The sequence below is a fragment of the Enterobacter sp. PGRG2 genome (genome assembly GCF_030291195.1).
Classification (GTDB): Bacteria; Pseudomonadota; Gammaproteobacteria; order Enterobacterales; family Enterobacteriaceae; genus Enterobacter_D.
Window position 1 is genome coordinate 3,328,025 of record NZ_CP127837.1, and the last position, 13,045, is coordinate 3,341,069.

Here is a 13,045-nt window from a genome sequence, read left to right on the forward strand (position 1 = left end):
CCCGGCACATTCACGCAACCACACCATACGTAGGCCGGGTAAGGCGYAGCCGYCACCCGGCACATTCACRCAACCACMCCATACCCCAGGCCGGGTAAGGCGTAGCCGCCACCCGGCAATAACGTCAAACCCCTTTGCGTTTCGGCAAGGTCTTCATCAGATCTTCAGGACTCACCGACGCCACCACGCTGCCCGGATGCGGCATTTTAAGGATATGATTTTTGATCTTGCCCACCACGTGCATCTCGCACGGACGGCAGTCAAATTTCAGGGTTAACACCTCATCGCCATGCACCAGCTGCATCGGCGTCGCTTTCCAGCTCTTGATCGAGCCTTTCGCCTGTTTCGGGCAGAGATTAAACGCAAAACGCAGGCAGTGTTTGGTGATCATCACCGGCACGTCGCCCTTCTCTTCGTGCGCCTCGTAAGCGGCATCGATCAGCTGTACACCGTAGCGATGATAAAAAGCCCGCGCTTTGGCGTTATAGACGTTGGCGAGGAACGACAGATGGGTTTCCGGGTACACCGGCGGGGGCACGGCTACCGGTTTACGGCTGCCGCGCTGGTAGTTTGCCAGACGGGCATCCTCAAGAAGCTCAATGGTTTCACGGCGCAGCTGGTTCAGCAGACTGTTCGGCACAAAGAGCGCGCCCGGCAGGTTTACCTGAATATCGCGCGCGTAGTAACGGGTCTGGCCTAATTTTGCCAGGCCATCCTGCAACTGGTTTAACGCTTTTTCGGCGTTATTGGCCTCATCGAACTGACCGTCCAGCGTATGGGTGACGCTGATGCCGTCTTCACAGGTGACGGTGAGGATCAGCTGTTCCTGCCAGCCGCCCAGCTCGATATCCACCGCGATGCGGCGTTCACTGGAGGTTTTGGTCAGCGCCTGCTGCCAGTTATGGTCGAGGTTACGGTTCAGCGCGGTATGCGGCTTCACTTTATGCAGATCGGCGGGCATCTCGTTCGGGAAAACGCGATAACGGTTTTCGGCGGTTTTCTCCACCGTGTTGGCACGAAAACCAACGATTTCGCGCTTGATCATCACGTTCAGCCCGTCGCCGTTCGCCAGGGGTTCAGTGACTTCCACATCCAGGTGATCTTTACCCACACGCAGGACTTCTCCTACCGGCAGGCCGATAAATTTCGGCGAATCAAAGGCGCCGATGTCAGCCTTACGGGCATTCACAAAATAATCGGTACTACCACGATGGAAAGTTTTATCCGTGGACGGAACAAAGAAGTGCTCGGTACGCCCGGCTGAAGAGCGCGCCAGGTCGCCGCGATCTTCAATAATGGCATCGAGCATCTGGCGGTAATGGGCGGTGATGTTCTTCACATAGCTCATGTCCTTATAGCGCCCTTCAATTTTGAAGGAGCGCACACCGGCATCGATCAGCTGTCCGAGGTTGGCAGTCTGGTCGTTGTCTTTCATCGACAGCAGGTGTTTTTCATAGGACACCACGCGGCCCTGATCGTCTTTCAGGGTATACGGCAGACGACAGGCCTGCGAGCAGTCGCCGCGGTTGGCGCTGCGCCCGGTCTGGGCATGAGAAATGTAGCACTGGCCGGAGTACGCCACGCACAGCGCGCCATGAATGAAAAATTCAATGGTGGCGTCGGTGGCCTGATGGATGGCCTTGATCTGCTGAAGGTCAAGTTCACGTGCCAGCACAATCTGTGAGAAGCCGACATCCGAGAGGAATTTGGCTTTTTCAACGCTGCGAATATCGCACTGGGTGCTGGCGTGCAGTTCAATCGGCGGAATATCCAGTTCCAGCACGCCCATGTCCTGGACGATCAGCGCATCCACGCCGGTCTGGTAGAGATCGGTGATCAGCCGCTGCGCCGGTTCCAGCTCATCATCATGGAGAATGGTGTTCAGCGTCACAAACACCTTCGCGCCATAGCGGTGGGCAAAAGGCACCAGTTTCGCAATGTCCTGCAAGCTGTTGCTGGCATTGTGGCGGGCACCAAAGCCGGGGCCGCCGATGTAGACCGCATCCGCGCCGTGAAGAATGGCTTCGCGGGCGATGTCGGTATCACGGGCCGGGCTTAATAATTCAAGATGATGGGATTGCAGGCGCATACGGTCGTCGTTATCCAGGATGGTCAAAATGGCCGCTATTGTAGTGAGAATAGCCCACAGACCAAAACACTTTCCACGCCTTAACCGCGGCTTTTTTCTTTGGGGTAATGGATCAGTGAATGAAAGTGCACGGTCTGCGCGGTGCTGTTGCGATAGGCATGCGCTTTATCCGCCGCAAAACGTACGCCGCTGTTGGCGCTTATGGTCTGCCACTGGCCGTCGAGACACATCTCCAGCACGCCTGAAATCACCACCACATGTTCAATCACACCGCATTCGTGGGGCGTAGATTCGCTCAGCGCGCCGGGGGCCAGCGTGATGGAAAACAGATCAAAGTGCAGTTGTGCATCCCAGGGAAACAAGGGCGTGATCACCATCGCCTGCTGGTCGGGATCGTAGGCCTGCGGCGCCATCGTATCGGGCGCGGCAATAAAGGTCGAAAACGGCACGTTCAGGCCGGTGGCGATTTTCCACAGCGTCGCCACCGTCGGGCTGGACTCGTTGCGCTCAATCTGGCCGAGCATCGCCTTGGATACACCCGTTTCTTCCGCCAGCCGTGACAAACTCCAGCCCCGCGCCTGACGCAGGCTTTTCAGCGTCCCGGCCAGATACTGTGTCAGATCCATCATTTTCTCCTGGTTGCATTACCCGTCGCTTGTACGTTATAGCGCACAATGATAGCTTGTGCGGACGCTATAACGCACAAGGATCATTATGCGTCCGTTCTCTTTCCCACTCCCCGCGCTGCTCGCGGGTTTTGTTGCGGTGCTGGTCGGTTACGCCAGCTCGGCGGCCATTATCTGGCAGGCCGCTTCTGCCGCCGGTGCCAGCGAGGCGCAGATCGCCGGCTGGATGACCGCCCTCGGCCTCGCGATGGGCGTCAGTACGCTGGCGCTGACCCTATGGTACCGCGTTCCGCTGCTCACCGCATGGTCCACGCCCGGCGCGGCGCTGCTGGCGACCAGCCTGCACGGGGTAAGCATTAACGAAGCGGTAGGCGTTTTTATTTTCGCCAATGCGCTGATCCTGCTGTGCGGCCTCACCGGCTTATTTGCACGGCTGATGAAAATTATTCCCCATTCGCTGGCTGCCGCCATGCTGGGCGGCATCTTACTGCGTTTTGGCCTGCAAGCCTTCAGGAATATTGAGGGACACTTTTTATTATGCGGCAGTATGCTGCTGGCGTGGGTGCTGGGCAAGGCGTTCGCGCCCCGCTACGCCATTGTCGGCACGCTGCTGGCGGGGATTGTCGCCGCATGGGCTTCAGGTGACGTTGTCACTTATGGACTGCATTTTAACCCGGTCATGCCGGAATTTATCGCCCCGCAGTTCAGCCTGACCACCCTTATCAGCATCGGCATTCCTTTTTTCCTCGTCACCATGGCATCGCAAAACGCGCCTGGCGTGGCGACCTTTCAGGCGGCGGGCTATCAGGTTCCCGTTTCGCCGCTGATAATGTTTACCGGCGGGTTAACGGTACTGCTGTCGGGTTTCGGCGCGTTTTCGGTGTGCATTGGCGCGATCAGCGCGGCGGTGTGTCTCAGCCCTGATGCGCATCCTGACGCCAGTAAACGCTGGCTGGCTGCAATGGCTGCCGGAGGGTTTTATCTGCTGGCGGGGATTTTTGGCGGTTCCATTACCGCGCTGATGACGGCGCTGCCGGTGAGCTGGATCCAGACGCTGGCGGGGCTGGCGTTGCTCGGCACCTTCAGCGGCAGCCTGTATCAGGCGCTGGCGCATCCCCGTGAGCGTGACGCGGCCATTGTCACCTTTCTCATCACCGCCAGCGGCATTACGCTGCTCGGCATCGGCTCCGCCTTCTGGGGATTGATTATAGGTGGCGCATGCTACGCCCTGCTGTCACGCGCGGCGCGCGCGTAGCTGCGACGGCGTTATGCCGGTGACGCTTTTAAAGCGGTTGCTGAAATGGCTGGCGGAGTTAAAGCCACAGGCCAGCGCAATATCGGTCAGGGAGCTGTCGCTGTAGCGCACCATCTGCTCGGCCTGCGCCATGCGGCGCTGCATCACATACTGATGCGGCGCCAGCCCCATCGACTGGCGAAACATGCGCGCGAAATGGAATTCGCTTAATGCCGCTTCGGCGGCCAGATCCGCGAGCGTCAGCGGTTGCGCGAGGCTGGCGTCAATATAGGCCAGGACGTTGCGCAATACCGACGGCGACAGCCCGCCGGTGACGGTCGGCAGCCGCCAGCGCACGTTGCTGTAGTGCTGCACCAGATGGGTTAACAGTAAGGTTGAGGCAGTGCTCAGCGTCAGCTGATTCGCCTGCTGCTGCCAGTCGCAGCCGAGCAGAAAATGACGGTACAGCGCGGTGATCTGCGCGTCTTCGCCAAACATCTGTTCATTAAGAGTTAAGGACGCGGGACGGCGATCCCAGATTTGCTCGCTGACCGTACGCAGATGCGCATCGGTACAGTAGAGATGCACAAAGGAGAGGTCGTCGCGAATATCCCAGCTGGATTCGCTGTCGGTCGGCATCAGGCAGAAACGATCAGGGCCGCCGCCATTCTTCCAGCCGCCGGAGGTTTTGTGATAGCTCTCGTAACCGTCGGCGATGTACAGGCTCAGCGTGTGGTGATCGCAATACTGGGTGATGTTATCGCGCGTGTTAGACCAGGCGGCCAGCTGCATACCGGTATTAAGCGCCACCGAATCATGCAGCACCGCATTGTGATTGCGCAGATTTTCAAACGCCCGATAAGTTTCCGCCATAACGCCGCTTAACAAATGATTAACCAGATCCGCAGTTTACCCGCCTTCCCCGCATATTGTCCCGCCGCCCGATAAAAAAGCGCAAGAATTTGCAAGTTGACCGCAATACGGTGCAAGCCGCGGGCGAAATGCCACGCCAGAATCAGCAGCAGGTCAACCGAGAAGAGATAAAACATGAACGCATTATTGTATTGCCTGGTGGTGGTGATCTGGGGCACCACCTGGATCGCCATCTTTTTACAACAGGGCAGCGTCCCGGCACCGGTTTCTATATTCTGGCGCTTTGCGCTGGCGACCCTGGTCATCATGACGACGCTTATTGTGTGGCGGCGTCTGCGGCCGCTGGCGCGACGCGATCACCTGTTTTGCCTGTTGCAGGGCGGCTGCGTGTTCGGCTTTAACTTCTGGTGTTTTTATACCGCGGCGGCATGGATTAATACCGGGCTGGAGTCGGTGATCTTCTCCATGGCGGTGCTGTTTAACGCCATCAACAGTTTTCTGTTTTTCGGTAACCGGCCACCTGCCCGCTTTTATCTGGCGGCGGTGCTGGGACTTTGCGGCATTGTCGCCCTGTTCTGGCACGATCTGGTCGCCACCGATATGAGCAGTACGCTGCTGATGGGTATCGGCTTGTCGGCGCTCGGCACCCTGGGGTTTTCGATGGGCAATATGATCAGCCTGCGCCATCAGCGTAACGGGCTGGAAACCATGACCACTAACGCCTGGGCGATGCTCTACGGCACGCTGATTATGGGCGGGATTGCGCTGGTGCGCGGCGACGATTTTACCCCGGACTGGACGCTCTCTTACCTCGGCGCGCTGGTCTATCTGGCGCTGTTTGGCTCGGTAATCGGCTTCGGCGCGTACTTCACGCTGGTCGGACGCATCGGCCCCAGCAAAGCGGCATACAGCACCCTGCTGTTTCCGCTGGTCGCCCTGACCATCTCCACCCTGTATGAGGGTTATGTCTGGCATCTGAATGCAGTGTGCGGACTGGCGCTGATCCTGGTGGGCAATCTGGTGATGTTCGCCCGCCCGGAAAAGTGGTTTACCGGCAGGGGCTGGCGGGTGAAACAGGCATAAAACTGCGCCACCGGTCGGTGGCGCGCGGTTTTACTTTTTGTTGAGATCGAACATGGTGGCGTCGGTCGCCATGTCGTCAACCACCTGTTTTAAGGTTTCGACGGTCATCGGCGTGCTTTCATTATTGAGATCTTTCCCTTCGCCCTTACGCACCACTTTCAGCACCGGTTTATTGGTGGCGGCGTCAATCAGTTCGCCTTCAAAATAGAGATGCGTGTCCATGGTACGGTGCCCGGTGGCGGCCTGCGTCCCCGCGACCAGCAGCGCGACCGGCACCACTTCATAGAACTGTAGTCCTTCTTTGCTGGAATCCACGCCGGTGATCGCCCCGCGGAAAATCAGGCTGTGCGCGCCGGGCGACGTCACCAGCGGTTTACGCTGCCCGATGGCAGGTTTCAGTTTGCTGTTGGTGTAGTTCAGCAGACCATCCAGCGTTTGCTGCCCGATTTGCGAGGTCGGTTTTGCCACCGGATAGTAAGTCACCGGATGATAAATAATGCTGTCGTACTGGTTGGGATCAAAATTGGGATCCACCCAACGCAAAACAGGTTTACCCGATGCGGAGGTGGTTTGCTGCAAGCCAGAATAATCTTTCAAAAACCCGGAATAGTTATCAGGCTCCGCCACTTTCGACGCACAGCCTGCCAGGGTGAGCAGGCCGGTAAGCACTGCAACTTTAAATAAAGTATGAGTACGCATAATAAGATCTCAGTTAGTGCACATATGCACAGGTGGTTATAGCAAAACCATTGTGTCGCTGTTGTGACTAAAAGAGGCGTGGCGCACATTTCAGACAAATAAAAAACCCGGCATCAGGCCGGGTAATTTATGCTCAGGCGGCTTTACGCGCCAGCAGCGTGGCGAAGCGCAGTTTAATGCGGTTGCCGTTCGCATCGGTGCGGTGTAATTCCCCGGGGTTTTCATTGTATTTCACGATCTCCCAGCCGTCGTAATAGTTGCGCAGTTCACCTTCTTTAAAGGCAAACGGGAAGCCGACATTGCACGGAAAATCTTCGGTATCCATGGCGGCGACAATCAGGTTGTAGCCCCCCGGCACGGTGCAGCGCTGCATATTGGCGATCAGCCCCGGAATAGTTTGCGGCTCAAGGAACATCATCACCACGGTGGATAAAATAAAATCGTATTCGCCATTGAAGGTCAGCGCGTTCAGATCCTGAATAGCAATCTCAAGATTATCCAGCCCTTCCGCTGCTTTGATGCGTTGCAGGTTAGCAATGCTGTTGGGGTTTTTATCCCACGCCGTTACGTTAAAGCCTTTTGCCGCCAGCCAGACGCTGTTTCGCCCGTTGCCACAGCCCAGATCCAGGGTTTTGCCCGGTGGGATCATCGCCCCGGCTTCCAGCACTTCGGAATGGGTACGGGTCAGGCCGTATTTCTCAGTAAAATAGTTTTCATCGCGAGTGGTCATTATTCATCCTTAGCGTTAATTAATTGTGCCGGGTCGACGCGGGTCAGCAGTTTGCCCTGGAATAACAGCATCAGGGTTTTGATCCCCAGCAGCACAATGATCAGATTGCAGAATACAAACAGCGGCAGCGCTAGCGTGTGAAAGAATCCCGCGCCCGCGCTGTGCCCCAGATGTAACCCGGTGGTTGCCAGCGCCGACACGCCGAATGAGAAGCTCCAGAAGGTGGCGTTAAACGGCTGCGACAGATACCAGGGGATCAGCCGCAGCATAAACAGCAGTTGCAGCAGACCATAGCCAAACAGCATTTTGGCGAAGGTGTCCGCCTCGCCGCCGTTGACGCTAAACCAGGCGCTACAGGCGACCAGCGCGGGCGCAAGCTGGATGCCGAGGGACGTGCGCATGGCGACGGGCAGCTCCCCGGCGCTGCGCAGCCGGTGAAGGATCGCCGGTTCAAGGCTGAGCCAGGAGAAGACGCCGGCCCCTAAAAACACCAGCCCGGCGTCATGAAAACCGAGCGCGCCGCAGGCCATGGCGCTGATAAAGTTATTCGCCACCGTCGGCAGATACAGCCCCGGCGTGGTGGCGTCCTGCGGATGACGGCCACGCCAGAGGCCTGCGGATTGCCAGGCGGCATAGGTTAGCTGCACCGTCACCCCGACGATAAACAGTCCCAGCGCCAGCGCGCGCCACCAGGGCACCATGCCGATGGCCACCAGCATGGTGGTCGCCGGAAAGAGGCTCACAAAGCTGCTCTGCACCGGATGACGCATCTCCCGCAAAACGCTGTACGGATAGCGCGCCAGTCGCCACAGAAATGCCAGCGTCAGCAACGCCCAGATACAGGTCGCCAGCGCGACCAGCCCGTCGCCAATGACGTGGCTGACCGGCCAGATAGTGCTGGCATAACGCCAGGCGAAGCCCATACCGATAATCCCCAGCACCATCCCGAAATAACCGGCGGGCAAATGCAGCACTTTTTTGCTAACAATTCGGTTACACATTTTGTTGAATTTTTAAATGATATTTGAAATACATTTTATGGAAATTCGCGCCAGATAGCCAGTGACGTAAATTTTGCTACGCTCAGTGAAGGCTTCTGCGGAATAACCAAGATGAATAAATATCGTCTCAGCGATGAGTGCCGCACGTTCAGCTATCAGGACGGCGTGGAAAAGCGCAGCATCAGTCTGCGCCAGATTATAGCCCTTAACGATTTTAACGATGTCACTGCCGGGACGCCCGGCGGCTGGATCGATGATGAAAGCGTGCTTTCTCAGCACGGCGACTGCTGGATCTACGATGAAAACAGCCTCGCTTTTGACGGCTGCCAGATCCGCGATAACGCCCGTATTACCGGCGCATGCATTCTGCGTCATAACGCAGAGATCAGCGATAACGCCTGGGTGGACGCCGCGGAAATCAGCCATGGCGCAAGGCTGTGCGGTACGGTGCTGGTGCAGGCGTCAAGGGTGCACGGCGACTGTGACATTGCCGACGAAGCGCGGGTGCTTAACGGCAGCGAAGTTATCGCCGCCCGCGGTATGACGCCCGACCAGCACCAGCGATTGCGTATCTTCCAGCGCGCGACGGTAAGCCGTTCCCGCGTGGTGCACCAGGCGCAAGTTTATGGTGACGCCATCGTCAACGATGCTTTTATCGAGCACCGCGCTGAGGTGTTTGACTTCGCCCTGCTGGAAGGCAACGAGGAAAATAACGTCTGGGTGTGCGACTGCGCCAAAGTTTACGGCCATGCGCGGGTGGTGGCAGGCAGTGAGGAAGACGCCATTCCGACGCTGCGCTACAGCGCGCAGGTGGCGGAACATGCGGTGGTGGAAGGCAACTGTGTGCTCAAACATCACGTGCTGGTCGGCGGTCACGCATGGCTGCACGGCGGCCCGATCCTGCTGGATAACAAAGTCATTATTCAGGGCGAGGCGAAAATCAGCGGCAATGTCCTGATCGAGCAGCAGGTGGAGATCAGCGGCACCGTCAACATCTCAGGTCACGCCGAGGGTGGTATTCACCTGCGCGGGCCAAAGGTGCTGAACGGCGCGGAGCATATCACCCGCACGCCGCTTATCGGCTCACTGTGACGCCGAATCGATAATACGCGCGTAAATATACTGATCGTCAAAGCGGCCGTTAAGGAATTCGGCCTCTTTCAGACAGCCTTCGCGCGTAAAGCCATTGCGCAGCGCTACCTGATTGCTGGCGGCGTTGTCCACCCGGCATTTGATCACAAAACGGCGCACTTCCCCGCGCGCGGCGTAAAACGCCATAAATGCCTGTAACGCCTGCGACAGCAACCCTTTCCCCTGATGATCTTCATCCAGCCAGTAGCCGATATAGGCCGTTTTATTAGACGGCTCTACAGAGTTGAACGACAGCACGCCGACGATGCGTTCGTTGAACTTCAGCAGGAACATTTTCGCGTAGCCGCGCTGGTGCAGCATGATGTTGCTCTGCGCGTTTTTCAGCGAGTCGTCTTCCGAACCGACATATTGCGGCCAGTTTAAGAACTGTTGCAGCCAGGTTTTGTTTTTCAGCACCAGTTGGTGCAGCTCGGGGACGTCCTGCTCGTTGATGGCGCAGAGCGTGAGGGTGTCGCTGACGGGAATAAGGTCGTCCTGAGTCATGGGAACTCCTTGAGGCGGGAAAAATGCCGGGTGGCGCTGACGCTTACCCGGCCTACGGTTTACAGGCKCTGAGCAGAAACGTAGGCCCGGCAAGCCTGCGCCGCCGGGCACAATACCGGCACCGCCGGGTGGCGCTGATGCTTACCCGGCCTGCAAGTTACAAATATTAACGCATTACGCGGTCATCGACGTAATTACGCTTGTCGGGCGCGGGCGGGAAATACTGGTACAGCCAGGTTTCGCTGATGGCATCGCCCTGACAGCGCAGGAACATGCGCATATCCACCGGATCGGTGGAATCATTAGTGGGATACCAGTCGAACTGGATGCGATAGCCGTCGATCGGCTCAACGTAGAGGATCTCCACCTGTTTCGCTTCGCCGTTCGACAGGGTGATCACCGGCTCAATGCCCTTCGGTGCTGACGCTTTAATATCGCCGCCGACAAAATCCACCGCGAAGCGACGCGCCCATACCTGCGGATAATGCTCGCCCGGCGCCCAGCCTTCCGGGAAACCGCCCATGCCGGTACGGGTCGCCAGCACGCGCGCCATCGGCGTATGCACCGGCGGTTGCGCGCTCCAGTAGAGACGGTACTGGAAGGCGAGATCTTCACCTGCTTTGATCGGCCGCTCCGGCTGCCAGAAGCAGACGATGTTATCCAGGGTTTCGCCGGTGGTCGGGATCTCCATCAGCGCCACAGACCCTTTGCCCCACTTGTTGCGCGGCTCCACCCACAGGCTCGGGCGTTTGTTATACCAGCCCATGATGTCCTGATAGTGGGAGAAATCGCGGTCCAGTTGCAGCAGCCCGAAGCCCTTCGGGTTGTCGTCCTGAAAGGCGTTGAACTGTAACTTCTGCGGGTTATTCAGCGGGCGACAGATCCACTCGCCGTTGCCGCGCCACATCGCCAGACGGTCGGAGTCGTGGATCTGCGGATGAATGGTATCGCACATACGGCGTTCGTTGTTGCCGCAGCTGAACATGCTGGTCATCGGCGAGATGCCGAGCTGTTTGATGTCTTTACGCGCGTACAGATGGTTATCCACCTCCATGATCACCTGGCTTTTCTCGCAGTGGATCACGAATTTGTAGGCACCGGTCAGGCTCGGGCTGTCCAGCAGCGCATACACGGTGAAGGTGGTGTCGGTGGGTTTCGCGGTTTCAAACCAGAAGGAGGTGAAATCCGGGAATTCTTCCGGTGTGTCGGTAAAGGTGTCAATCGCCACCCCGCGCGCGGATAAGCCGTACTGGTAGGTACTGTCCACCGCGCGGAAATAGCTCGCGCCGAGGAAGGAAACAATATCCCGGCGCGCCAGCTCCGGCGCTTTAAAGGCGCGGAAACCGGCAAAGCCCAGATCGCTCTGCCCTTCCAGCTGTTTAGTGTCCACACCCGCGTCGTGGTAGTTGAACAACTCCGGACGGAAGTGGATCTCGCGCGCTTCAGAGGTGGCTGGATCCAGTGAGAACATGCGCACGCGGCGGCGGAAACCCATGCCGACGTGGAAGAACTGAATATCCAGCTGGCGATCCGGGATGTTGTTCCACAATGAGTGCTGCGCATCGTACTGGATGCTGTTGTAAGCCTGCGGCGTCAGTGTGGCCAGCGTATCCGGCAGCGGCTTAGGTTTACCGGCCCAGGCGTTCTGCGCCAGGTCATGGGCCATAGATTGCAGTACGGAAAAATCGAAGCGACGGCTTTGACCATCGGCAATGCCAGGTTCCGCAGCAAATGCCGCACGGGGGAAGAGAGAGGCGAATCCCGTTGTTCCGCACGCAGCGGCCAGGGCCATAGAGCCTTTAATAAATCGTCTGCGGTTCATGCCTGAGAAAACATCCTTCTGGTCGGGTGAATGCGTTCCGCCACTGGCGAAACAGCGGCATCAAAAAGAACGCTCACTCTAGACAAAAAACATAGAGAATCCAATGCCTGGTTGGTGATCGTCTGCGCAAAGTTGCAATCTCGCCCTGTCGATGGGAGCGCACTGATTCCTGCGTAAAGAAGTGTATGAAATGTCAACAGAATGTATGGCTAACACGCCGATTTTTTAGAGGTAATCACCCGCTGTTTGTACTTCAGCGGCGCACAGCCCATCACATCATTAAAACACTTAATAAAATAGGTTACATGGTTAAAACCACTTTGCGTGGCGATGTCAGACACAGAAAGAGTGGAGTGCTCCAGTAATTCACAGGCATGTTTGATGCGGCGAATGATAATATATTCCTGAATGGTGCCGCCGGTTTCCTTACGAAATGTCCTGGACGCATAACTCCCTGAGACATTCAGGCTGGCCGCCATATTTTCGAGGCTGATTTTATGCGCATAATTCACCTCGATATAATTCATGATTTTCGATGAAAGTACCCCGCTGTTCCCTGCCCTGACATAAACGCCGCTGGAGAGAAAACCCAGAATATTTAACAGCAGCAGCGCCATGAGTTCAGTTTTGCTGCCCGCTTCATGATAATTTTCCCAGAAGGTTTGCAGCATTCCTGCAAATTTATCCGCCGCGCCTGAAAGATCGTAAATCGATACCCGCGCCCCGGCGTCGGCGATCTGTAAAAATAATTGATGCCGCTGGGAAAAAGGGCGCAGATAGCCGCTCATCATCGCCGCATCGACATGAATAATAGTGCGGCGATAACGGTTAGCGTCGGAATTCTCCACCATGACCTTGTGGATTTTACCCTGCGGAAAAACAAAAAGCCGCCCTGCTCGGGCGGTGAATTTTTGATTATCCACCACCACAATACCCACCCCGCTTTCGATGTAAAGCAGCTCCAGGCACTGATGCCAGTGGTAATAGTTCACACTCCTGCCGCTGCTTCTTTTGAATTCCGCTGAGAAGTCATCAAGGCTGATGCGATCTAACAGGGCCTGGTCAGTCATAGGCTAAGGTCAAGATAGTTAAATTTCGCTTCAGCATAGTTAAAAATATTCCCTGAAAATAGCCGTATTATCCTGTCTGCTTCCCTCCATGTTTTCTTTTGTGATCTTGCTAACGCTTCGCGGTGCTGATCCCCCCTATTTTCGTCGTCATCGAATACAGAGTGAAACTTTGTTTCAGTTACG

Annotated in this window: 14 protein-coding genes; 3 read left to right on the forward strand and 11 right to left on the reverse strand. The window is 56.9% G+C overall.

The window, feature by feature from the left end; all coding sequences use genetic code 11:
- Window positions 1–124: 124 nt before the first annotated feature.
- Both QRD42_RS14905 and QRD42_RS14910 read right to left on the reverse strand, forming a co-directional pair.
- Window positions 125–2,089, reverse strand: a complete 1,965-nt coding sequence (locus QRD42_RS14905; RefSeq protein WP_321988773.1) for a peptidase U32 family protein — start codon at window positions 2,087–2,089, stop codon at window positions 125–127.
- Window positions 2,090–2,169: 80 nt separating this feature from the next.
- Window positions 2,170–2,715: a helix-turn-helix domain-containing protein gene (locus QRD42_RS14910; protein ID WP_321988774.1), complete on the reverse strand. Its 546-nt coding sequence runs from the start codon at window positions 2,713–2,715 to the stop codon at window positions 2,170–2,172.
- Between the two features lie 88 nt (window positions 2,716–2,803).
- Between QRD42_RS14910 and QRD42_RS14915 the strand changes: the two genes are divergently transcribed.
- On the forward strand, window positions 2,804–3,970 hold the full coding sequence (locus tag QRD42_RS14915) for a benzoate/H(+) symporter BenE family transporter (protein WP_321987505.1): 1,167 nt from the start codon (window positions 2,804–2,806) through the stop codon (window positions 3,968–3,970).
- Here QRD42_RS14915 and QRD42_RS14920 read toward each other — a convergent pair.
- Together QRD42_RS14920 and QRD42_RS14925 are read right to left on the reverse strand one after the other, a co-directional pair.
- Window positions 3,950–4,822 (reverse strand): helix-turn-helix transcriptional regulator, encoded by an 873-nt coding sequence (locus tag QRD42_RS14920; RefSeq protein ID WP_072569451.1) that lies wholly within the window; start codon window positions 4,820–4,822, stop codon window positions 3,950–3,952. The genes QRD42_RS14915 and QRD42_RS14920 overlap by 21 nt on opposite strands.
- 8 nt (window positions 4,823–4,830) lie before the next feature.
- The gene (locus tag QRD42_RS14925) at window positions 4,831–4,998 is read right to left on the reverse strand and encodes a hypothetical protein (RefSeq protein ID WP_158684895.1); all 168 of its coding nucleotides are present in this window, start codon (window positions 4,996–4,998) and stop codon (window positions 4,831–4,833) included.
- On the opposite strand from QRD42_RS14925, the gene QRD42_RS14930 reads away from it, so the two are divergent.
- Complete coding sequence (locus tag QRD42_RS14930; RefSeq protein ID WP_321987506.1) at window positions 4,997–5,905, forward strand: DMT family transporter; 909 nt, start codon at window positions 4,997–4,999, stop codon at window positions 5,903–5,905. The genes QRD42_RS14925 and QRD42_RS14930 overlap by 2 nt on opposite strands.
- Before the next feature lie 30 nt (window positions 5,906–5,935).
- Here QRD42_RS14930 and QRD42_RS14935 read toward each other — a convergent pair whose 3' ends face one another.
- From QRD42_RS14935 to tehA, 3 genes are all read right to left on the reverse strand, one after another.
- A complete protein-coding gene (locus tag QRD42_RS14935; RefSeq protein WP_321987507.1) occupies window positions 5,936–6,604 on the reverse strand; it encodes a DUF3313 domain-containing protein in 669 nt (222 codons plus the stop codon).
- Between the two features lie 133 nt (window positions 6,605–6,737).
- Window positions 6,738–7,334: a tellurite resistance methyltransferase TehB gene (gene tehB, locus QRD42_RS14940; protein ID WP_321987508.1), complete on the reverse strand. Its 597-nt coding sequence runs from the start codon at window positions 7,332–7,334 to the stop codon at window positions 6,738–6,740.
- On the reverse strand, window positions 7,334–8,335 hold the full coding sequence (gene tehA, locus QRD42_RS14945) for a dicarboxylate transporter/tellurite-resistance protein TehA (protein WP_321987509.1): 1,002 nt from the start codon (window positions 8,333–8,335) through the stop codon (window positions 7,334–7,336). Before tehA ends, tehB begins: the two co-directional genes overlap by 1 nt.
- Before the next feature lie 111 nt (window positions 8,336–8,446).
- On the opposite strand from tehA, the gene ydcK reads away from it, so the two are divergent.
- Entirely contained in the window at window positions 8,447–9,427 is a 981-nt protein-coding gene (gene ydcK / locus QRD42_RS14950) for a YdcK family protein (RefSeq protein ID WP_321987510.1), read from the forward strand.
- On the opposite strand, the gene rimL is transcribed toward ydcK, so the two are convergent.
- The 4 genes from rimL to QRD42_RS14970 form a co-directional block, all read right to left on the reverse strand.
- Window positions 9,419–9,970 (reverse strand): 50S ribosomal protein L7/L12-serine acetyltransferase, encoded by a 552-nt coding sequence (gene rimL, locus QRD42_RS14955; RefSeq protein WP_072568536.1) that lies wholly within the window; start codon window positions 9,968–9,970, stop codon window positions 9,419–9,421. The genes ydcK and rimL overlap by 9 nt on opposite strands.
- Window positions 9,971–10,136: 166 nt before the next feature.
- Window positions 10,137–11,792, reverse strand: a complete 1,656-nt coding sequence (locus tag QRD42_RS14960) for a glucan biosynthesis protein D (protein ID WP_072568537.1) — start codon at window positions 11,790–11,792, stop codon at window positions 10,137–10,139.
- 209 nt (window positions 11,793–12,001) lie between these two features.
- Window positions 12,002–12,862, reverse strand: a complete 861-nt coding sequence (locus QRD42_RS14965; RefSeq protein WP_321987511.1) for an AraC family transcriptional regulator — start codon at window positions 12,860–12,862, stop codon at window positions 12,002–12,004.
- The coding region (locus QRD42_RS14970) for a hypothetical protein (protein ID WP_321987512.1) at window positions 12,859–13,045 on the reverse strand (187 nt) is incomplete at its 5' end. The genes QRD42_RS14965 and QRD42_RS14970, both read right to left, overlap by 4 nt.